General features: G+C 67.0%; 22 protein-coding genes. 7 read left to right on the forward strand and 15 right to left on the reverse strand.

Annotated elements, in window-relative coordinates:
• Positions 1-62: 62 nt before the first annotated feature.
• Positions 63-551: a winged helix-turn-helix transcriptional regulator gene (locus I6H87_RS27765; protein WP_011617470.1), complete on the reverse strand. Its 489-nt coding sequence runs from the start codon at positions 549-551 to the stop codon at positions 63-65.
• Between the two features lie 122 nt (positions 552-673).
• Between I6H87_RS27765 and I6H87_RS27770 the strand changes: the two genes are divergently transcribed.
• Positions 674-2,152, forward strand: a complete 1,479-nt coding sequence (locus I6H87_RS27770) for an efflux transporter outer membrane subunit (protein WP_011617471.1) — start codon at positions 674-676, stop codon at positions 2,150-2,152.
• Positions 2,153-2,168: 16 nt separating this feature from the next.
• On the opposite strand, the gene I6H87_RS27775 is transcribed toward I6H87_RS27770, so the two are convergent.
• The 3 genes from I6H87_RS27775 to I6H87_RS27785 all read right to left on the reverse strand — a co-directional run bounded on the left by I6H87_RS27775 (position 2,169) and on the right by I6H87_RS27785 (position 5,071).
• On the reverse strand, positions 2,169-3,473 hold the full coding sequence (locus I6H87_RS27775) for a sensor histidine kinase (RefSeq protein ID WP_011617472.1): 1,305 nt from the start codon (positions 3,471-3,473) through the stop codon (positions 2,169-2,171).
• Positions 3,470-4,213: a response regulator gene (locus I6H87_RS27780; protein WP_011617473.1), complete on the reverse strand. Its 744-nt coding sequence runs from the start codon at positions 4,211-4,213 to the stop codon at positions 3,470-3,472. The genes I6H87_RS27775 and I6H87_RS27780 overlap by 4 nt, the downstream gene beginning before the upstream one ends.
• 147 nt (positions 4,214-4,360) lie before the next feature.
• Positions 4,361-5,071 carry an SDR family NAD(P)-dependent oxidoreductase gene (locus tag I6H87_RS27785; RefSeq protein WP_011617474.1) on the reverse strand — a complete coding sequence of 237 codons (711 nt, stop codon included), beginning with the start codon at positions 5,069-5,071 and terminating at the stop codon, positions 4,361-4,363.
• Positions 5,072-5,360: 289 nt separating this feature from the next.
• On the opposite strand from I6H87_RS27785, the gene I6H87_RS27790 reads away from it, so the two are divergent.
• Positions 5,361-6,272, forward strand: a complete 912-nt coding sequence (locus I6H87_RS27790; RefSeq protein WP_010810263.1) for a LysR family transcriptional regulator — start codon at positions 5,361-5,363, stop codon at positions 6,270-6,272.
• 15 nt (positions 6,273-6,287) lie between these two features.
• On the opposite strand, the gene I6H87_RS27795 is transcribed toward I6H87_RS27790, so the two are convergent.
• Both I6H87_RS27795 and I6H87_RS27800 read right to left on the reverse strand, forming a co-directional pair.
• The gene (locus tag I6H87_RS27795; RefSeq protein ID WP_010810264.1) at positions 6,288-6,752 is read right to left on the reverse strand and encodes a RidA family protein; all 465 of its coding nucleotides are present in this window, start codon (positions 6,750-6,752) and stop codon (positions 6,288-6,290) included.
• A gap of 149 nt (positions 6,753-6,901) precedes the next feature.
• Positions 6,902-7,852, reverse strand: a complete 951-nt coding sequence (locus tag I6H87_RS27800; RefSeq protein WP_010810265.1) for a GlxA family transcriptional regulator — start codon at positions 7,850-7,852, stop codon at positions 6,902-6,904.
• A gap of 169 nt (positions 7,853-8,021) precedes the next feature.
• On the opposite strand from I6H87_RS27800, the gene I6H87_RS27805 reads away from it, so the two are divergent.
• Together I6H87_RS27805 and I6H87_RS27810 are read left to right on the forward strand one after the other, a co-directional pair.
• Complete coding sequence (locus I6H87_RS27805; RefSeq protein ID WP_010810266.1) at positions 8,022-8,825, forward strand: SDR family NAD(P)-dependent oxidoreductase; 804 nt, start codon at positions 8,022-8,024, stop codon at positions 8,823-8,825.
• A 306-nt stretch (positions 8,826-9,131) separates the two neighbouring features.
• On the forward strand, positions 9,132-9,440 hold the full coding sequence (locus tag I6H87_RS27810) for a hypothetical protein (protein ID WP_041688501.1): 309 nt from the start codon (positions 9,132-9,134) through the stop codon (positions 9,438-9,440).
• 21 nt (positions 9,441-9,461) lie between these two features.
• Here the strand turns inward: I6H87_RS27810 and I6H87_RS27815 are convergent, their stop codons facing one another.
• The 8 genes from I6H87_RS27815 to I6H87_RS27850 all read right to left on the reverse strand — a co-directional run bounded on the left by I6H87_RS27815 (position 9,462) and on the right by I6H87_RS27850 (position 16,869).
• Positions 9,462-10,496, reverse strand: a complete 1,035-nt coding sequence (locus I6H87_RS27815; RefSeq protein ID WP_010810268.1) for a LacI family DNA-binding transcriptional regulator — start codon at positions 10,494-10,496, stop codon at positions 9,462-9,464.
• A gap of 92 nt (positions 10,497-10,588) precedes the next feature.
• Positions 10,589-11,572: a tripartite tricarboxylate transporter substrate binding protein gene (locus I6H87_RS27820; RefSeq protein ID WP_010810269.1), complete on the reverse strand. Its 984-nt coding sequence runs from the start codon at positions 11,570-11,572 to the stop codon at positions 10,589-10,591.
• Between the two features lie 87 nt (positions 11,573-11,659).
• The gene (locus I6H87_RS27825; protein WP_011617478.1) at positions 11,660-12,763 is read right to left on the reverse strand and encodes a porin; all 1,104 of its coding nucleotides are present in this window, start codon (positions 12,761-12,763) and stop codon (positions 11,660-11,662) included.
• Positions 12,764-12,848: 85 nt separating this feature from the next.
• Complete coding sequence (locus I6H87_RS27830) at positions 12,849-13,190, reverse strand: cupin domain-containing protein (RefSeq protein ID WP_010810271.1); 342 nt, start codon at positions 13,188-13,190, stop codon at positions 12,849-12,851.
• On the reverse strand, positions 13,187-14,164 hold the full coding sequence (locus tag I6H87_RS27835) for a quinone oxidoreductase family protein (RefSeq protein ID WP_011617479.1): 978 nt from the start codon (positions 14,162-14,164) through the stop codon (positions 13,187-13,189). Before I6H87_RS27835 ends, I6H87_RS27830 begins: the two co-directional genes overlap by 4 nt.
• Positions 14,165-14,205: 41 nt before the next feature.
• Positions 14,206-15,090 carry a beta-keto acid cleavage family enzyme gene (locus I6H87_RS27840; protein ID WP_011617480.1) on the reverse strand — a complete coding sequence of 295 codons (885 nt, stop codon included), beginning with the start codon at positions 15,088-15,090 and terminating at the stop codon, positions 14,206-14,208.
• 51 nt (positions 15,091-15,141) lie between these two features.
• Positions 15,142-15,891, reverse strand: a complete 750-nt coding sequence (locus tag I6H87_RS27845) for an SDR family NAD(P)-dependent oxidoreductase (RefSeq protein ID WP_041688159.1) — start codon at positions 15,889-15,891, stop codon at positions 15,142-15,144.
• A 42-nt stretch (positions 15,892-15,933) separates the two neighbouring features.
• Positions 15,934-16,869 carry a dioxygenase family protein gene (locus tag I6H87_RS27850; RefSeq protein WP_010810275.1) on the reverse strand — a complete coding sequence of 312 codons (936 nt, stop codon included), beginning with the start codon at positions 16,867-16,869 and terminating at the stop codon, positions 15,934-15,936.
• 414 nt (positions 16,870-17,283) lie between these two features.
• Here I6H87_RS27850 and I6H87_RS27855 point away from each other — a divergent pair, with 414 nt between their 5' ends.
• Genes I6H87_RS27855 through I6H87_RS27865 form a run of 3 tightly spaced genes read left to right on the forward strand, consistent with a single transcriptional unit; the run spans position 17,284 to position 18,623 of the window.
• Positions 17,284-17,595, forward strand: a complete 312-nt coding sequence (locus I6H87_RS27855; protein ID WP_010810276.1) for a hypothetical protein — start codon at positions 17,284-17,286, stop codon at positions 17,593-17,595.
• Between the two features lie 33 nt (positions 17,596-17,628).
• Positions 17,629-18,048: an organic hydroperoxide resistance protein gene (locus I6H87_RS27860; protein ID WP_011617482.1), complete on the forward strand. Its 420-nt coding sequence runs from the start codon at positions 17,629-17,631 to the stop codon at positions 18,046-18,048.
• A gap of 59 nt (positions 18,049-18,107) precedes the next feature.
• Complete coding sequence (locus tag I6H87_RS27865) at positions 18,108-18,623, forward strand: DUF1097 domain-containing protein (RefSeq protein ID WP_010810278.1); 516 nt, start codon at positions 18,108-18,110, stop codon at positions 18,621-18,623.
• Between the two features lie 78 nt (positions 18,624-18,701).
• Here I6H87_RS27865 and I6H87_RS27870 read toward each other — a convergent pair whose 3' ends face one another.
• Positions 18,702-19,070, reverse strand: a complete 369-nt coding sequence (locus tag I6H87_RS27870; RefSeq protein ID WP_255266277.1) for an AraC family transcriptional regulator — start codon at positions 19,068-19,070, stop codon at positions 18,702-18,704.
• Between the last annotated feature and the right edge of the window lie 109 nt (positions 19,071-19,179).

Here is a 19,179-nt window from a genome sequence, read left to right on the forward strand (position 1 = left end):
GACTTATCCCGCCTGCGAGGCGGCATGGGTGGAGGGTTCGGTAGGGTTCGGGATAGTTCGGGTCAGGCTTCGGCCGAGCGGTCCAGCCGGCGCCGCAGGCCGTCGGTAGCCGCCGGCCCGGGGACGATGTGGAAATCGGGGTCGGTGACGGGGCGGCCGCTGGCGGCATCGACCAGTACCGGCTCGACACGCTCGCCAGTGAGTCGGTTGACGAGCTGCACGCTTTGGCCCTCGGGCGCGAGATGCTTGTTGGCCCAGGCCAGCATGGCCAGCAGGACCGGGCGGAAGTCATGGCCGCGCTCGGTCAGGATGTACTCGGAACGGGGCGGGCGGTCGCAGTACGGGCGGCGCTCCAGCAAGCCGTCCTCGACCAGCGAGTTCAGGCGGCGGGTCAGCATGTTGGGGGCGATGCCCAGGTTCTGCTGGAACTCATCAAAGCGCGTCACGGCATAGAAGGCTTCGCGCAGGATCAGGACGCTCCAGCTGTCGGCAACGCAGGCCAGCGTGCGAGCGATGGGGCAAGGCGTCTCAGCAAGCGGCTTTCTCTGCATGAGTGGCTTCCTCCGAAATTGTGGTTGCTATCAAATTGAAAGTTAGTCTAGAGTAGTAACTATCATCATGCAAGTTAGTTTTTGGCTTGTGCTTTATTCGTCGCTGTTGAAAGGTGTCCGTCATGCCCCAAAGTCCATTCCGCCCCCCGCTCCGGCGCACCCGCGCCGGTATCGCCCGCCTCCTGCCCACCCTGCTTGCGGCCAGCGCCGCGGCCGCCCTGGTGGCCTGCGCGGCCGGCCCCGATTACCACATGCCGGCCTCGGACATGCCCGCGGCCTACCCGCACGCAGCGGCGCTGGACGCCCGCGAGGCCACGCAGCCCGCGCCGTCACTGGACAGCTGGTGGCTGGGCTTTGACGATCCCACGCTGACGCGCGTGATCCAGCGCGCGCTGGAGCAGAACCTCGACCTGGCGGCGGCGATTGCGCGGGTCGACCAGGCCCGCGCCGCGGCCAGCCACGCCGGCGCCGAACTGCTGCCGCAGGCATCGTTGTCCGGCAGCGTGGCCAGGCAGCGCCAGTCGCTGGAAGGGCCTTTGGGCAGCCTCGGCAAGAACGCGCCGGGCTTTGAGCGCAACAAGACGGTGTACAGCGCTGGTGTGGGAGCAAGCTGGGAGATCGACGTGGCCGGCGGCCTGCGGCGCGGCGCCGAGGCCGCCAGCGCGGAGGCCCAGGCCGCGGAAGCCGAGCACATGGGCGTGCGCGTGCTGGTAGCCGCCGAAGCGGCCGATGCCTACTTCCGCGTGCGCGGCGCGCAGCAGCGCATCGCCATCGCGCAACAGCAGGTGCGGACCAATGCAAAGCTGCTCGAGCTGGTGCAGCTGCGGCTGGCCGATGGCATCGGCGCCGAGCGGGAACGCGCGCAGGCGGAAGCACAGCTGGCACAGACCCGCGTGACCATCCCGCCGCTGCAGATCGAACTGGAGACACAGCTGAACCGGCTCGATGTATTGATGGGCGCGCATCCGGGCACCTATGCCGCTGAACTCCTGACGCCGACCGAGCGCACCGCCGTGCCGCAGATCGCCGTGGCGCAAGGTCCGGCCAACCTGCTGCAACGCCGCCCGGACGTGATTGCCGCGGAGCGCCGGCTGGCGGCATCCAGTGCCCGCATCGGCGTGGCCACTGCCGAGTACTACCCGAAGCTGTCGCTGTCAGCGCTGCTCGGCTTCGAGAGCCTCTCCGCCGGCAAGCTGTTCACCGGGTCCGCCTTCCAGCCCGCCGCGATCGCGGGACTGCGCTGGCGGCTGTTCGACTTCGGCCGGGTCGATGCCGAAGTGGCGCAGGCCAAAGGCGCCAACGCCGAAGCCCTGGCCACCTACCGCAAGGCCATGCTGCGCGCCACCGAGGACGTGGAAAACGCGATCATCACGCTGACCCAGCTGGAGTTGCAGGGCAAGGAGCTGACCGTGGAAGTGGCTGCCCACGCGCGCTCGCGCGGCGCCGCCGAGGACGCCTACAAGGGCGGCGCGGTCAGCCTGTTCGAAGTGCTGGAGGAAGACCGCCTGCTGCTGGCCGCGCGCGACCAGCAGGCACGTGTGGGCGCCGACAATGCCCGCGCGGCGGTGGCAACGTTCCGTGCGCTGGGGGGTGGCTGGTAACGTAGCGGGCGGCGGCTCAACCCACCCTGAGCCGCGCCTCCAGGCCACCGCCCTCGCGATTGCGCAGCGTCAGTGAGCCGCCGATGGCCAGCGCAAGCTGGTGCGCAATCGCCAGGCCCAGGCCGGTGCCGCCGGTCTCCCGGTTGCGCGATGCCTCAAGCCGGACAAACGGCTGCAGCACGGACTCCAGCTGCTCAGCCGGGATGCCGGGCCCGCGGTCGAGCACGCTGATGGTCACCGCGCCGCCGTCCTCGCGGTGCACGCTCAGCTCCGCCGCCCCGCCGAACTTGAGGGCGTTGTCGGTCAGGTTGGTCAGGATGCGGCGCAAGGCGTGCGGGCGCGTGTCGAGGGTGCCGCCGGCACGCTGCAGGATGGTGACGGCCTTGCCGGTGTCCTGGTAGTCGTAGACCAGGCTCTCGACGAACGAGCCGATGTCGATCCGCGACGGCGTCTCGCCATCGCCATGCATGGCGCGCGCGTAGGCCAGCCCCTCCTTCACCAGCGTTTCGATCTCGGTGAGGTCTTGCACCAGCTTGCGCTTTTCCTCAGAGTCTTCCGTCATTTCTGCGCGCAGCTTCATCCGCGTGATCGGCGTCTGCAGGTCGTGGGAAATCGCGGCCAGAATCTGCACGCGCTCCTCGACAAAGCGGGCAATGCGTTCGCGCATGGCATTGAATGCGCGCGCGGCGCGCACCAGTTCGGTGGGCCCGGTCTCGCCCAGCGGCTGGGTCCTGGCATTCGGGTCGAGCGCGTCGGCGGCATTGGCCAGCGCCACCAGCGGGCGGATCGCCAGGCGCACGCCAAGCCAGCAGCACAGGATCAGCAGCAGCAACTGGATAAGCAGCACATAAGGCAGCCATTGCGCGACCGGCGTCGGCTTCGGATGCACGTCGATGGTCAGCGGGCTGCCATCGCTGAGGGTCAGGTGGGCCTGCATGCGCTTGCCCTGGCCGGGGATGGACTCGACCCTGACCGGGAAGCGGCCGCCGCTCGCTTCCATGATCCGGTCGGCAACTTCCGTGGCCTGCGCGGACATCTCTGGCACGCCCGGCAGCCCCGGCCCCAGGATGTATTGGTAGGCGCCGCGATTCACGTGGCGCAGCCACTGCGGGCGCTCCGCCGCGGGCAGGCGGTCGAGGATGGCGATCGAGGTGGAGACGTCGGTCTCCAGGGTGCCGAGCATGACCTTGCGCGCGGTAATGTAGCGCTCGGCAAACAGTACGCCGAACGACAGGCCATGGGCGACGATGAGGCCGGCCAGCAGGATCAGGAACAGCCGCGCGCCCATCGTACGGGGCCAGGGCAAGGCACGGAGATTCACTGGCGTGCCTCCCGGATCTCCACGGGCGTCGAGAAGACATAGCCCTCGCTGCGCACGGTCTTGATGTAGCGGGGCTCGCGCGCGTCGTCCCTGAGGTGCTGGCGCAAGCGGCTGACCAGCAGGTCGATCGAGCGCTCGAACATTTCCGCTTCGCGGCCCTGCGTGAGGCTGAGCAGCTGGTCGCGGTTGAGCACGCGCTGCGGATGGTCGACAAAGACGCGCAGCAGCCGGTATTCCGCGCCGCTCAGCGCGACGATGACGCCATCCTGGTCAATCAGGTGGCGCGCGGTGGTGTCGAGCTGCCAGTCGCCAAATGCAAGCAGCTGCCCCGCCTCGGTGATCTGCAGGTTGGGCGGAAGCATCCGGGTCCGCCGCAGCACCGCCTTGATGCGGGCCAGCAGCTCGCGTGCGGCGAAAGGCTTGGCAAGATAGTCGTCGGCGCCCATTTCCAGGCCGATGATGCGGTCGGTCTCGTCGCTGCGCGCGGTCAGCATCAGCACCGGGGTGGCCTTGTGCTTGCCCGCCCGCAGTTCACGGCACAGCACCAGGCCATCGTCGCCCGGCATCATCACATCCAGCACGATCAGGTCGACGCTGTTCACGTCCAGGAACGACCGCATGTGCCGCCCGTCAGGCACCACGGTAACGCGCAAGCCGTTCTTGGTGAGGTAGGTTGAGACCAGTTCACGGATTTCGCGGTCGTCATCCACGATCAGGATGTGGTCGGTGTGTGCTTCCATCGGCGTCACCTTGGCAGATTGATTGAAAACCGCCAGGCGCGGCGCCGGGCACCGAAAGATTAACGCAATACGGCGCGACGGGTATTCCCCCATCGCGCCGTCGGGTAACACCCGCGGTGCGCCGGCGCGCGCCGCGGGGGTGTCCGCTCAATGCCCTGCGCTCTGGCCGCCGTCTACATGCAGGATCTCGCCCGTGACGAACGGCGCGTTGTCGAGATACAGGACCGCATCGACGATATCGCGCATCTCGCCCATATGCCCCACCGGGTGCAGGGCGCCCAGCGCCTCATGGGTTTCCGGCGCATGCATCGGCGACTTGATGATGCCGGGCGCGACCGCGTTGGCGCGGATGCCGGTCCTGGCGTACTCGATGGCAAGCGACTTGGTCGCGGCGTTCAGGCCACCCTTGGTCAGCGAGGCCAGCACCGACGGCACCCCGCTGATCGCATGGTCGACCAGGCTGGTCGTGATGCTGACCACGTGGCCGCTGCGCTGCTTCTCCATTTCGGCGATGGCCAGCTGCGTGATATGGAAGAAGCCCGTCAGGTTGATGCCGGTGACGGCCGCGTAGTCCTCGTCGGTATAGCTGGTGAACGGCTTGGCGACGAAGATGCCGGCGTTGTTGACCAGGGTGTCGATGCGGCCGAACCTTGCCACGGCCTCGGCGACGACGCGGCGCGCCGTGGACGGATCGGCGATATCGCCGGCGACTGCCAGGATGTCCTGGTCGTCCGACGGCTTGATGGTGCGCGCCGTGGCGACAACGCGATGGCCGCGCTCCCGGAACGCCTTGACCAGTTCGGCGCCAATGCCTTGCGATGCGCCCGTGACGACTACGACTTTCTGTGCTGCACTCATTTTCTTGAACCTCGATGTAGATTGAATCGGCTTGTTTGCCGATCGGGCCGGCGGCTCCGATGGGTTCCAATCTAGGCAATTCGCTTCCGTATTCGAAGACCCTGGCGGCACAAACAGTCTTGCGCCACAAGCACAAATGGAGCGGGACGAATCCTCCGGCGCGCCTGGCGTGCGCAGCCTCATGGTCACTTCGGCGCAGGCCACGGCCCGGACATCGACTTCTGCCAGTGGCGCACATATGATGGATACATCGCTTGATCCGGTGCGGCCTGCGGTCGCAAGCAAAGAAATGAAACGGCAATTCGATGACCTTCAGCTTGGCAGCATCGAGCTGTTCTGCCTGGCCGCGGAGCTGGGCAGTTTCACCGCGGCGGCAGTGGCCGCGGGCGTGACACCGCCCGCAGTCAGCCGCACTGTGCAAAGGCTGGAAGAGCGCCTGGGGGTGCGGCTGTTCGTGCGGACCACGCGGCAGATCCGCCTGACCGACGAAGGCCGGGTGTATTTCGAGCAGAGCCGCGGCGCACTGGCGCAGCTGGTGGACGCGGAGCGGCAGATCAGCGGCCAGCAGGCTGCCCCCGCGGGGCGCTTGCGGATCAGCCTGCCGACCCCTTACGCGCACTATCGCGTGCTGCCGGTGCTGCCGGCATTCCGCGAGCGCTACCCCGAGGTCGAGATCGACGTGCACATCAGCAACCGCAACGTGGATTTCGCCGATGACACCTATGACCTGTCGGTGCGCGGGCGTGCGCCGGATGACTCGAACCTGATCGCGCGCAAGCTGGAAGACGCGGAGCTGGTGGTGGTGGCAACGCCTGGCTATCTGCGGCGTGCCGGCACACCGCAGTCATTGGAGGACCTGCTCAGGCATGAGTGCATCCAGTTCGAGCGCCCGAGCAGCGGCCGGCGGATCCCATGGACGTTCCGGGTCAACGGCGAGGACACGGATATCGTGACCGCCGGCTCGTATGCGGCGTCAGAAGACATCCTGGGCGGGGCCACGCTGGTGCGCGCCGGCGCGGGCCTGTTCCAGACCTACCGCTTCGTCGTGGAACAGGACCTGCGCGACGGCACGCTGGTGGAGGTGCTGAAGGACTACGGCGGCAGTACGCGCCCCTTTGTGCTGCTGTACCCGTCCGCGCGCCACGTCTCGCGCCGGGTACGGGCGTTCGTCGACTTCCTGGTCGAGAAGTTCTCGGCGTAGCGGCTCACGCCGCGCTTATTCAGGCCGGATCTGGGCAATGACCACGAGGATCACGGCCGCATTCGCCGGCTGCTGGAAGTGCGAGGAAATGGTGCGCGCGTGGCCGGCCTTCTCTGCCAGCACCTCGCCAAACAGGTCCGAGGCACCGTCGAGCACCGCCGGCTGCCCGAACCAGCCGGGCGCGCTGGAAATGTGCCCGTCGACGCGGACGATGTGGTCTAGGCGCTCGAAGCCACCCAGGTAGGCATGGATCTGCGCCAGCACGTTGAGCGCCGCCAGCTCGGCGGCACGCTTGCCCTGCCCGACATCCAGGTCCTTGCCGACCTGGCCTTGCCAGACCACCTTGCCATCCTGCAAGGGCAACTGCCCGGAAATGAACAGGAGGTCGCCGGCCTGGCTGACCGCGGTATAGCTGCCCAGGGGCTGCGGTGGCTGCGGCAGCACCAGGCCGCGCGCTGCGAGACGTTCTTGCACAGACATGCTGGCTCCAATCAGGTGAGGGTCACGCGACCAACTCTATGTGCGCGCCAGCCTGGGATAAAGGCATGGCGCGGAACAGGAATTGGTACCTGGGGTAACAAGTCGGATACCCGACTTCCTTGCATGCCCCTGTACCGGCACGGCCGCCCCTACGCGGTCTGCAGTTCGTCGCCGCGCGCCATGCGCCGGATCGCCTGCGGCGGTTGGCCGAACGCCCGCAGGAACGCACGCCGCATGCGCTCGCGGTCGCCGAAGCCGGTATCCCGCGCCACCACATCGATGGCATGGCGGCCGCCTTCCATCATCAGCCTGGCCGCCTCCACGCGCAGGTGCTCCACGGCCTTGGCGGGGGTCTGCCCGGTCTCGTCACGAAATGCGCGCGCGAACTGCCGCGGGCTCAGGTGCGCCGCATCCGCCAGTTGTTCCACCGAAAGTTCCTGTTGCAGGTTCTGCCGCGCGAAATCCAGCGCGGCACGAATGCGGTCCGAGCGCGGTTCCAGGTCCAGCAGTGCCGAGAACTGTGACTGGCCGCCGGCGCGCCGGTGATACACGACCAGCAACTTCGCCACATCGCGCGCAACCGCGGCGCCCGCGTCCTTCTCCACCAGCGCCAGCGCCAGGTCGATGCAGGCCGACATCCCGGCCGAGGTCCAGACCGGGCCATCGATGATGAAGATGCGGTCCTCTTCCACGCCGACGTTCGGAAAGCGCCGCCGCAACTGCTCCGCGTAGTACCAGTGCGTGGTGGCGCGGCGGCCGTCCAGCACCCCGGCCTCGGCCAGGTTGAAGGCACCGGTGCAGGTGGCGCCGATGCGCCGCGAAGTACGCGCCGCACGCTGCAGGAACTTCACCAGGGCGGGCGGCGTGGGCAGCACGTCGTTGTCTCCCACCACCAGCACGGTGTCGAAGCGACGCTTGCCGAACGGCTCGGTGCCGACGGAAAAGCCACCGGAACTCAACACGGGGCCGCCATGCTCGGACAGCAGGTGGACCTTGTACAGCGGCTCTCCGAGCGAGCGGTTGGCGAACTCCAGCACCGTCGAGACCGCGAGGTTCAGCGCCTGGAAGCCGGGATAGAGGGCAAGGGCCACGTGATGCATGTCGATCTCCCGAGGGCAGCAGGAAGGTGTCCTTCCCGGATGGCAGAAAAGGTGGCATCTATGACATTGGTGCCAACGCCATTGTGCGCCTAATCTTGGCTTCACGCAGCCGGCCGATCCAGCGCCGACCGCCACCAACATCCCCCCTCACTGAATCTGGAGCTTTGACATGACCACGCACAACCATTCCGGCACCGCCCTCATCACCGGTGCTTCTTCCGGCATCGGCGCCATCTATGCGGAGCGCCTGGCGCGCAGGGGCCACGACCTGATCCTGGTGGCGCGTAACCGCGCGCGGCTGGAAGCACTGGCCCGCCGGATTACCGACGATACCGGCCGCTCGGTCGAAATCGTGACCGCGGACCTTGGCCAGGCAGCCGATGTACGACGCATCGAAGAGATCCTGCGCACGGATGCAAGCATCACCACGCTGGTCAACAACGCCGGCTTCGGCGGCGCGGCACCGCTGCTGCAATCGGATGTCGACACCATGCAGGCAATGATCGAGCTCAACGTCACGGCGCTGACCCGGCTCACCTACGCCGCCGCCCCGGCGTTCGTTGCGCGCGGCGAGGGCACCATCATCAATATCGCCTCGATCGTGGCGGTCGCGCCCGAGGTCCTGAACGGTGTCTACGGCGCCACCAAGGCGTTTGTGCTGGCCTTTACCCAGTCGCTGCAACATGAGCTTGCGGGCAAGGGCGTGCGCATCCAGGCGGTCCTGCCGGGGGCCACCCGCACCGAGTTCTGGGACACCGCCGGCCAGCCGGTCGAGAACCTGCCGCAATCGATAGTCATGAGCGGCGACGACCTGGTCGACGCGGCCCTGGCAGGGCTGGACCAGGGCGAGGTGATTACCGTGCCGTCGTTGCCCGACGTGGCCGACTGGAACACGTTCGAGGCGGCACGCGCCGCGCTCGGCCCCAATCTTTCGCGTGACCAGCCCGCTACCCGGTACGGCGTTGCCCGGTAACTGACGGCTCGCGGACGCGCGCGGCCTTTACACCACCTTCCCCGGGGCGCGCGGTATCCGGCAAGCGCTCCGGCCGCCGCGCGCCTCCTCCCTGCCGCCTACGCCAGCAGGCGCCTCCCATGGTCCTTTTGTATCGCTATGTATCAAGCACAGGGGACGATACGTGCCCTGACAGAAACAGGGTCTCCACGCTATAGCGCAGATACACCGGTTTCCTTTAATGCATCTCGTGGACCGACGGCATGCGTCGACAAGACGATCCCCCGGCCGCGCAGTTCAACCCAGACCTCAAGGAAACCGACCAAGATTACCGATCTCACCAAGCGCATTGTTCTCGCCCTCGCCCTGGCAGCTGCCGCCGCCGGCGCCCAGGCCGCCGGTCCCGGTGCGCGCGATCCGTTCAGCGAAGGCGCACGTTCCGTGCAGGACGCACGCAACGCATTCACCGACGGCGCCCGCGCCGTGCAGGACGCACGCGACCCGTACACCGAGGGCGCGCGCAATGTCGACCCGTACGACAAGGGTGCACGCATCCTGGCCGGCTGGGACCGCACGGGTCCGTCCGCTGATCCGGCGCGCAGCTTCGATCCCTACCAGGACGGCGCCCACGCCTGATAGCAGGGCATTGACCCTCGGCTATTCCGCTGCGCGCGGCGCAGCCGTGGAACCCCGCACGATCAGCTGCGGCGTCAGTTGCACGGTGACGGCATCGGAGGCTGGCTTGTCGATCTTCCTGAGCAGGAGACGGGCTGCCTCCTCGCCCATTTCGTGGACGGCAATGCGCACGGTGGTCAGCGGCGGCGTCAGGGCGTCGGCGAAAGGCATGTCGTTGTGGCCCACCACCGAGACATCCTCGGGGCAACGCATGCCGTGCTCGCGCAGGTAGTCGTAGCAGCCCATCGCCACCAGGTCATTGCCGGCGGCGATAGCGGTCACCTGCGGAAATGCCGCGAAGAGCTGCTCGCATGCGAGCCGGCCGGCCTCGCGCGAATAGCTGGCGGCCTCCATGACTTGCCATTCCCCGCGGCGCAGGCGGTGGCGCTTGACCGCCTGAAGAAAGCCCTCGCGACGCAGGAAGCCGGTCGACAGCGTGGCTGGCCCGGCAATATGCCCGATGCGGCGGTGGCCCAGGCCGACCAGGTGGTCGACCGTCTGCCGCATGGCCAGCAGGTTGTCGCTCACCACGCAGGACACCCGGCCCGTGTCATCGCCCCGGTTGACCGTGACCACGGGGATATGCTGCTTAAGGCAGTAGGCGAGGATCGGATCGTCCCGTTCCGCGGTGGCAAGCACCAGTCCTTCGACTTGCCGGCCGATCATCTGGTCGATGACAAAGCGCTGCCGGCTCTTGTCGGTACCGGCATTGACCACGATCGGCACGTAGCCCTGCTGCGCCAGCACGGATTCGATCCCGGCCAGGATGGGCGGAAACACCGGGTTGGAAATATCGGGCAGCACCACGCCCACCAGTCCGGAACGCTGGGTGCGCAGCCCCGCCGCGATGCGGTTGGGGCGAAAGCCGCGCGCCTCGGCAACCTCCAGGATGCGGGCCGCCACGTCCTCAGCCACCAGGTGCCGCGTGGCCGGGTTCATCACTCGCGAGATGGTCGAGTAATGCACGTCGATCTCGGCAGCCAGGTCTTTCAGGGTGAGGCGCTTGCGCTCAGGCATGACGGCAGTTGGCGGGGCGGCAGCCCGGGGAGGGTTGGAAACCACCATTCTAAGCCAGCCCCGCGCCGTCGCCGCACGCCTGCCGGGTGCCGCTACTGCCCCGCTTTCACGCCGGATTGCCTGACCACCGGCGCCAGCTTGCCGATCTCCGCCTGGATATAGGCAGCGAACTCCTGCGGCGACGAGCGCTTTGGCTCCGCGCCCTGGGCGGCCAGGCGCTCGCGCACATCCGGCGCGGCCAAGGCCTTGCCGATCTCGGCATTGAGCGCATCGACGATTTCCTTCGGGGTGCCGGCGGGCGCCAGCACGCCGAACCAGGAGTCGAACGCGTAGCCGGGGAAGCCGGACTCCGCCACCGTGGGAATCTCCGGCAGCGCGCTGGCGCGCCTGGCCGTGGTGACCGCCAGCGCCCGCAGCTTGCCCTGCCTGACGAACGGCATGGCCGATACGCTGGGCGCAAACATCATGTCGCCCCGGCCAGCCATGACGTCGGTCAGCGCTTCGCCCGTGCCCTTGTACGGGATATGGACGATGTCAATGCCGGCCTGCATCTTGAACATCTCGCCGCTCAGGTGGGTGGAGCTGCCCGAACCCGCCGAGTCGAAATTCAGCCCGCCCGGCGTCGCCTTGGCGGCGTTGACGACGTCCCGCACCGACTTGTACTTGCTGGCGGCATTGACCACCAGCACATTGGGGACCGTGGCCACCAGCGAGACCGGCGCGAAGTCCTTCACCGTGTCATACGAGAGCTTGGGATACAGCGTGGCGTTGATGGCGTGCCCGACCGAAACCAGGATCAGCGTGTAGCCATCCGGCGCCGCCTTGGCCACGCCGGTGGCACCCAGGGTGCCGCCGGCGCCGGGGCGGTTGTCCACGATCACCTGGTAAGTGCCGCCCTCGCCCATCTTGCTGCCGATGATGCGCGCCAGGATGTCGGTGGCGCTGCCGGCCGAGAACGGCACCACCAGCCGGATCGGCTTGCTGGGATATTGCGGTTGCGCGTGGGCGGCGGGTGCGGCCGCCAGCATGAGCGATGACGCCAGCGCCAGCACGGTGCCTTGGATGGATCGAATCATTCTGTGTCTCCTCACTCCAGAAGCGAGCGCGAACACCGCGCGTCGCCGATGAATGCGGCATGCCCATGCCGGGCGTGCCGCCCTGCTTCAGAAGAAGTGCCGCATGCCGAGCGCGACCGTCTGCGGGTCTGAACCCGCGCTCACGCCCAGTTCATTGATGGCAAAGTCGTAGATCGCATTGCGCTTGTTGTTGATGCGGCTGTAGTACGCATACAGCGCGGTGCGCTTGGACAGCGGATAGTCATAGCCGACCGTGACCTGCGTGGCACCCGTTTCCGCGCCACTGCGGAAGAAGCCCACGGTCTCGGTCGCATTGCCCGCGCCATTGCTGGCAAGGCCAAAACCGACGCGCACGCTGCCCGGCCCGAGCTTCTGCACCAGCGACGCGTAGTACCCGTTGCGGGTCAGGTCGCCGGTCGCGGTGCGGTAGTGGAGCCGTTCATAGAGCAGCGCCACGGTGGTGGTGGGGAACTTGTACGAGACGCCCGCCTTCATCGCATCATCGTTGCGGCCGGCGGTCTGGTAGTGCTGGTGGACTTCATAGGCCAGCACCACGTTGAGCGGGCCGTTGTCGTAGGCCGCCGAGAACGAATACAACCCGGGATTGCGCGGTACGGTGGTCTTCTCCTCATTCACGCCCCACGCCGCGGCGCCGCTGAAGCCGGCGAACGACGGCGACTTGTAGACGATGATGTTCTTCTGCCGGCGGTCGAACGAGCTGGTGTCCTGGACGTTGTCGGAGCTGGACGTGGAGCCGTTGCCGATCAGCGCCATATAGCCGGCGGTGGTCGGATAGTACGGGTCGTAGGCCATTGTCGATTCGGTGTATGGGGTCTGCCAATGCCCCAGGAACAGCGTGCCGGCATCGCCCTGCAGCCCCACCCGCGTATTGCGCCCGGCCACCTGGCCTTGGCCGGTATCGAGCGAGAAATTGCTTTCGATCTGCCAGATGGCTTTCAGGCTGCCGCCCAGGCCTTCTTCGCCGCGCATGCCGAAGACTGAGCGGTTGTTGGTCAGGCGCCCCACGCCGCCAAGGCGGGTGCCGTCGGTCGCGGTGTTGGCATAGGAATACTCCAGTGCCGTATTGATGCGCCCGTACAGCGTCACGGCCGACTGCGCGCTGGCCTCGCCGCCACAGGCTGCGGCCATGGCCAGCATGAGCAGATGGCTGGGCTTTCTGATGGACTTCATTTGTCTCCCCTGGTTTGTCGTGGTTGTTGTGGGCGGGCCGTCTGCCCCGCTCTTTTGCAATCGTTTGCAGTCCGGCCCAAAAACATCAGCTCTTGGGATACGGCATCGCCAGCAACAGCATCGCCGGCCGATTGCCCGGGTTGAACACCTGCCGCGCCTCACCCGGCGCCACGCGCACGGAATCGAACTGGGCCAGCGTCACGCGCTCGTCGGGCGTGGCGATGCAGACTTCGCCTTCCAGCACGACGTAGTGCTTTTCCACGGGCGCGGCATCCATCGACGTATGGCCGCCCGGCAACAGCACCGAGACCCCCATCCACAAGGCTTCGGACGGTCCCGCTTCATGCCCTTGCAGGCGCAGGCAGTGCATGCCTTCATGATTGGCCGGAAAGTAGGCCGGCGCCTGCGCGAACCGGGTCGTGTTCACGGCTTCAGCACCACGCGTTCGGTCGCGCCTTGCAGGACCGCCCGGTAGGCCTCCTTGGCGTCGGAGAGCGAATAGGTGTAGTCGGAGAAGACCGGGAACGGCCGCAGCGCACCCGAGGCGAACATCGGTGCGAGCTGGTCAAGGATGCCCGCGCAGGCGTTGCTGTCCAGCGCAAGGGTGTCGACGCCCACATAGGTGTGCTGGCCACGATAGAAGGCGAAGATGTCAAACGGCACCGGCTTCTCAATGGTCGAGATGAAGATCTGCGCCGCGCCGATCGCCATGGCCTGGTTGGCCTGTTCGAAGTAGGGGCTTCCCACCGTGTTGTAGACGATGTCCGCACCGTGTCCGTCGGTCTCTTCGCGCACCACCGCGGCAATGGATTCGCTGCTGGCATCGATCATGCGCACGTCGCCGCTGGCATGGCCGCGATAGGCTTCCGCGGTGCGCTCCACCGCAAAAACACGCGCGCCGAGCGCGGTGGCGATCTGGATCGTAGCCTGCCCCACCTTGCCATTGCCGCCACACACCAGCACGGTGCTGCCAGCCTGCGGCATGCCCGCGCGGCGCAGCCCTTCATAGGCGGTAATGAACGGCACCCCCACGGCGCCGGCTTCCAGCAGCGACACCGACGCCGGTTTGGCGCGCACGGCGCTGGCCTGGATGCGCAGATACTTGCCATGCGTGCCGTCGCGGCGGATGCCGAGCTCGCCGCCGCTGCCCCAGACCGGCTGGCCCAGCAGCTCGGAGGGTCCGTCGACCACCAGGCCTGCGTAGTCGCGGCCTGGCGTGCGCGGCCAGACCGCATGCGGCATCAGGCCGAGCGTTGCCTTCACGTCGCTCGGATTGACCCCGGCACTGGCCACTTCGATGATGACCTGACCCTGCGCCGCTTCCGGGCGCGGCACGCCGAGCAGCTCCAGCTGCAGGGCGTCGATATTGGCGGCTTTCTCGCTGACTCGAATGGTGTTCATGGTGCTTCCTTCCTGAAATGTTTGGTTCGGTATGGCCGGGATCAGGCCTCGCGCAGGCCAAGCGTGCGCCGGGCCTCGGCCGACGACGCAATCTCGCCGCCGAGCGACCTGACGATGTCGCGCGCCTTGGCGACCAGCGCCGCGTTGCTTGGCGCCAGCACGCCCTTCTCCAGATAGATGTTGTCTTCCATGCCGACACGCACGTGTCCGCCTGCAAGCCATGCCTGGGCCACGATCGGGAACTCCGCGCGGCCGATGCCGAAGGCCGACCAGTGGGCGCCGGCGGGCAGCATGCTGCGCGCGTAGAAAATGGTTTCCGGCGTGGCCGCAAAGCCGTACTTCACGCCCAGCACCAGGGTCCACAGGCCGGGGCCGTCCAGCACGCCTTCACGGATGAAGTCGAGCGCCATATTGAGGTCGCCGGAATCGAAGATCTCCAGCTCGGGCATGACACCGGCCGCGCGGATCACGCCGGCCATCTTGCGCACGTTGGTGGGCGTGTTGATGACCACGTCGCCGCCGGAGTTCATGGTGTTCAGGTCGAGCGAGCAGACGTCCGGGCGCAGCGCCGCGATGTGTTCGACGCGCTTGGCGGGATGCAGCAGCGTGGTGCCCGGCGCGGCCACGCGCGGCTCGTCCTCGCTCGGCACGAAGCGGCCACCGGGCCCGGTGGTGAGGTTGATGATCAGCGAGCGGTTGCGTTTGCGGATGCGGTCGATGACATCGGCGTAGTAGTCGAGCGACATCGACGGGCGCCCCGTTTCGGGGTCGCGCACGTGGATGTGGGCGGCGGCTGCGCCGGCCTCGGCGGCTTCCAGCGCGGCGTCGGCAATCTGGGCCGGCGTGACCGGCAAGCCGGGGTGCTGCTCCGGGGTGACGATATTACCGGTCACCGCGCAGGTGATGATGGTCTTGCGTGCGTGCATGAGCGAAGGTCAGTGATGGAAATTCGGTTGGGTAAACAAGCGGGGCCCGGCCTATCCAAGCTGGCGGCCGCCGTCCACGACGATGGTGGTGCCGGTGGCAAAGCGCAGCGACGTCGCGCACGCCGCGATGGCATCGGCCACGTCCTGTGCCTGGCCGACGCGCTTGAGCGGCGTCGACTTGGCGGCGCGCTCGTTGAAGCCGCTGTCGCGTCCCGGCACGAAGGCGGTATCGACCACGCCCGGTGATACGTTCAGCACGCGGATATGCGGCGCCAGCGCGCGCCCGAGCGACATCGCCATGACATCGAGGCCGGCCTTGGCAGCGCAGTACGCAACGTTGCTGCCCTGCCCCGTACGGCCGGCGATGGACCCGACATTGACCACCAGCCCGTCGCCATTGGCGCGCAGGTGCGGCGCGAACGCACGGATCGCAGCAAACTGCCCGCGCCAGTTGATGGTAAACAGTTCATCGATCAGCGCATCGTCCAGGGCGTCCAGGTCGGCGTGCGGGATCGCCCGCGTAAAGCCTGCGGTGTTCACCAGGATATCGACGCGGCCGTAGTGATGGCTGACCTCGTCGGCCAGCGCGCGCAGCGAGGCGCTGTCGGCAACCTCGGCCACAGCGGCAAGATGGTTGCCGGCCGGCAAGGCCGCCGCGGCACTGGCCGCCTCGTCGGCGTCGCGCCCGGTCAGCACGACGCTTGCGCCAAGGCGCGCCAGCGTTTCACCGGCGGCAAAGCCGATCGCGCCGGTGCCGCCGAGGATCACGGCCACCTTGCCGGAAAGAAAAGTAGCACTCATGGTTTCAATGTGGGAATGGGTCAGGGGAAGCCGATCCGGCGATCAGTCGATCGGCGGCTTCGGGAAGGTCTGCTCGCCGGGCTCGAGCGTGAAATCGAACGCCAGTGTGTAGAACGGCGCCGGCACATCGCCCCACGGGCTGGGGCCTTGATGGTGCAGCCGGAGATCGCCAACCAGCTGCCGATGCACGCCGAACGTGACATCGGATTCCAGCTTGTCCGGCGCGTCGGCAAACACCTGGGTGACGAGCGTCCGGTAACCCGGCGCCGCGACGATGAAATGGATATGCGCCGGCCGGTACGGATGGCGTTGCTGCTCGGCCAGTAGCGTGCCTACCGGGCCGTGGGTCGGCACGGGATAGCCGGCAGGCCGTACCGTGCGAAAGTGGTAGCCGCCGCTTTCATCGGTATGGAAGCAGCCGCGCAGGTTGCGGTCGGGCTGGGCCGGATCCTGGTTGTCATACAGTCCCACCGGCGACGCCTGCCAGATCTCGACCAGCGCGCCTGGCAGCGGCGTGCCATCGGTCGCCCGCACGGTGCCGCTGACCAGCAGCGGCAAGCCAGGCGCGTCGTCCTGCACCACGCAGTCACCGCAGTCATAGCGCGGCGCGTTGGCGCGATAGAACGGGCCCAGCAGCGCGCCGGGCGTGCGCCCGTCCCTGGTGCTGTTATTCATGACGGTCACCAGCGTCGACAGCCCCAGCACGTCGGCAGCCAGCACAACCTCGTTGTGTTTGGCATTGGTCGCATGGCCCAGGCTGGCGATATACCCCAGGGCAAGCTCGAATTCCTCGTCGGACAGCCGCACCTCGGACAGGAACCCGTGAAGGTGCCGCACCAGGGAATCCATGATGAAGCGCAGGCGGGGATTGGCGGTATTGGCCATGGCCGCCTGGACCACGCCTGTCACCGAGTGTTCGTCCTCGATCAGCGCCAGACGCTCGCCTTGTGGCGCCTGCCGCTCGCTGGAAGTTTCCATGTTTTGCCTCCTTTGCAAACGTTTGCATTATCGGCGGTTTCGACGGATGGTCAAGGTCGAAGTTGGTCACCGCCACGACTAGCAACGGCTGCCGTTCAACCAGAATCACAATCAAAACAAGGGCGTACGGAGGATTTTCGGGAGAAACCCTAGGTGCATGCAGAGGCGCAGAATGTGGCGCATAAGCCTGTCCGAGTCCCCTGCCGATGCGGCTCCCCAGCCCGTTCGCGCATGAATTTGTACCCGTCTGTATCACGCAGCTGCAACGATACGTGTTTCGACAGAGACACCCCTCACGCGCTACGGGCCAGATACATCGATCGCCTTAAATGCATTCCGTGGCCCGGCGGCGATCCTCAACAAAGCCAGTCCCTGCCGCGCAATACCGAACCCAAACCTTTAAGGAAGACGATCATGACTACCCACAACATCGCCAAGCGCTTTGTCTTCGCCATCGCCCTGGTTGCCGCCGCTGCCGGTGCGCAGGCCGCCGCACTGTCCCAGCCGGGCGCGCGAGACCCTTTCACCGACGGTGCCCGCTCCGTGCAAGAGGCACGCAGCCCGTACAGCGACGGCGCGCGTGCCGTCGACCCGTTCACGGACGGTGCGCGCAACGTCGATCCGTACTACGACGGCGCACGCACCCTGTCCGGCCTGGACCGCACCGGCGTTTCAGCGGACCCGGCGCGCAGTGTCGACCCCTATCTTGACGGCGCCTACGCCTGAACCCCGACTTTCTGAATAAACAAGGAGCGCATCATGACCCGTATCGAAAAAGTGCTGTACACCGGCAAAGTCCACATCAGCGCAGGCGGACGCGACGGCGAAGCCCATAGCGATGACGGCCGGCTGAACCTTCAACTGTCCTCGCCGGGCACCAAAGGCCCGGGCACGAACCCGGAGCAATTGCTCGCCACGGGATGGTCGGCGTGCTTTATCGGCGCGATCGGGCTGGCCGCCGGCAAGATGAACGTGAAGCTGCCGGCCGAGCTTTCGGTCGACGCCGAGGTTGACCTGGGCATGGCTGGCGAGGCCTATTTGCTGCAGGCCCGGCTCAATGTCCACATCCCCGGCATCGACCGTGAAGTGGCCCAGGCACTGGTGGATACCGCGCACCGGACCTGCCCATACTCGAAGGCCCTGCACGGCAACATCCACGTCGAGACCAACCTGGTCTGACACACACCGTGACCTGCCTGAGGCCAACCGGGCAGGTCATCTTCCGGAAGGAGGCTCCCATGCCGAAGATTGGCATTTCGGTACAGGCTGCGGCACTGAATATCCCGCCAGGCACGTTCCATGGCATTACCCTGATCGGGGCCGTGGTGGCTGCCGTTACGACTTTCCTGACGCTCACCGCAGCGCTACCCGCCTGGGCCATGTTCCTTGGCTGGGTCGCATTCAACACAGGCTCGCAGACGGCGCGCGAAGGCGCAGCGAACCTTGCGGCATTCCTGCTCGGCATCGTCTTCGGTGCTGCGACCGGACTGCTGATTGGATGGCTGACGCCGCGCTTCGGTGACCTGGCTACACCGCTCGCGGTGTTCGGCGACGTGGTACTCGTGCTCAGCCTGCGCGCGCTGCCACGGATCAACAATCCGCTTGCCTATTTCCTTGGCCTGATCAGTTTCTTTGCTGCGAGCCAGCCACCGTCGCTGATGTTGTTAGGGGCGCTGGCCGCTGCCGGTGTGCTCGGCGCGATCGGCGCCGGTATCAGCAACGTGCTGCAGGCGCGACTGGCGCGCGCAGTTTGAGCCGGCTTGTCTGCGCCGAGCAGGCAACGCTCAGCCGAGCCGGCGCGGGATCGCCTATCGCTTTCACGCGCGCGCCCCTCAGACCACGTTGATCGTGACGTCGATGTTGCCCCGCGTGGCCTTGGAATACGGACAGGTCTGATGCGCCTCGTGCGCCAGGGCCTCCGCGGTCTCGCGCTCCACGCCTGGGACGTGCACGTTGAGGCGCGCCTGCAGGCAATACGCATCGCCCGCCATGCCGAGGTCGACTTCGGCGTCGATGGCCACGTTCTCTGGCAGTGCAATCTTTATCTTCCTGGCTGCCAGGATGCGCGCCGTTTCAACGCGCAGCTGCTCGACTGCACGTGCGGGTGATTGACCGGTGTTCAGCCGGAACTCGCGGCCGAAGTGGCGTGGGCTCATATGCACGGAATCTGCGAGCCTTTCAACCGAGAGGTCTTCGTGCAGGTGGGTTCGCCGAAGATTCGCAGGAATGCCCGCCGCATGCGTTCGGGTCGGTGAAGCCCGTCAGGCTGGCGATGCGCTCGACGGTGAGTCGATCTGCGTCTATCAGGGT

This window comes from Cupriavidus necator, from assembly GCF_016127575.1.
Taxonomy (GTDB): domain Bacteria; phylum Pseudomonadota; class Gammaproteobacteria; order Burkholderiales; family Burkholderiaceae; genus Cupriavidus; species Cupriavidus necator_D.

Bases quoted from the DNA above. Each gene is read 5' to 3' on its own strand.
- I6H87_RS27765 (WP_011617470.1), bottom strand. From the start codon at position 551: ATGCAGAGAAAGCCGCTTGCTGAGACGCCTTGCCCCATCGCTCGCACG.
- I6H87_RS27770 (WP_011617471.1), top strand. From the start codon at position 674: ATGCCCCAAAGTCCATTCCGCCCCCCGCTCCGGCGCACCCGCGCCGGT.
- I6H87_RS27780 (WP_011617473.1), bottom strand. From the start codon at position 4,213: ATGGAAGCACACACCGACCACATCCTGATCGTGGATGACGACCGCGAA.
- I6H87_RS27785 (WP_011617474.1), bottom strand. From the start codon at position 5,071: ATGAGTGCAGCACAGAAAGTCGTAGTCGTCACGGGCGCATCGCAAGGC.
- I6H87_RS27790 (WP_010810263.1), top strand. From the start codon at position 5,361: ATGAAACGGCAATTCGATGACCTTCAGCTTGGCAGCATCGAGCTGTTC.
- I6H87_RS27795 (WP_010810264.1), bottom strand. From the start codon at position 6,752: ATGTCTGTGCAAGAACGTCTCGCAGCGCGCGGCCTGGTGCTGCCGCAG.
- I6H87_RS27800 (WP_010810265.1), bottom strand. From the start codon at position 7,852: ATGCATCACGTGGCCCTTGCCCTCTATCCCGGCTTCCAGGCGCTGAAC.
- I6H87_RS27805 (WP_010810266.1), top strand. From the start codon at position 8,022: ATGACCACGCACAACCATTCCGGCACCGCCCTCATCACCGGTGCTTCT.
- I6H87_RS27815 (WP_010810268.1), bottom strand. From the start codon at position 10,496: ATGCCTGAGCGCAAGCGCCTCACCCTGAAAGACCTGGCTGCCGAGATC.
- I6H87_RS27820 (WP_010810269.1), bottom strand. From the start codon at position 11,572: ATGATTCGATCCATCCAAGGCACCGTGCTGGCGCTGGCGTCATCGCTC.
- I6H87_RS27825 (WP_011617478.1), bottom strand. From the start codon at position 12,763: ATGAAGTCCATCAGAAAGCCCAGCCATCTGCTCATGCTGGCCATGGCC.
- I6H87_RS27835 (WP_011617479.1), bottom strand. From the start codon at position 14,164: ATGAACACCATTCGAGTCAGCGAGAAAGCCGCCAATATCGACGCCCTG.
- I6H87_RS27840 (WP_011617480.1), bottom strand. From the start codon at position 15,090: ATGCACGCACGCAAGACCATCATCACCTGCGCGGTGACCGGTAATATC.
- I6H87_RS27845 (WP_041688159.1), bottom strand. From the start codon at position 15,891: ATGAGTGCTACTTTTCTTTCCGGCAAGGTGGCCGTGATCCTCGGCGGC.
- I6H87_RS27850 (WP_010810275.1), bottom strand. From the start codon at position 16,869: ATGGAAACTTCCAGCGAGCGGCAGGCGCCACAAGGCGAGCGTCTGGCG.
- I6H87_RS27855 (WP_010810276.1), top strand. From the start codon at position 17,284: ATGACTACCCACAACATCGCCAAGCGCTTTGTCTTCGCCATCGCCCTG.
- I6H87_RS27860 (WP_011617482.1), top strand. From the start codon at position 17,629: ATGACCCGTATCGAAAAAGTGCTGTACACCGGCAAAGTCCACATCAGC.
- I6H87_RS27865 (WP_010810278.1), top strand. From the start codon at position 18,108: ATGCCGAAGATTGGCATTTCGGTACAGGCTGCGGCACTGAATATCCCG.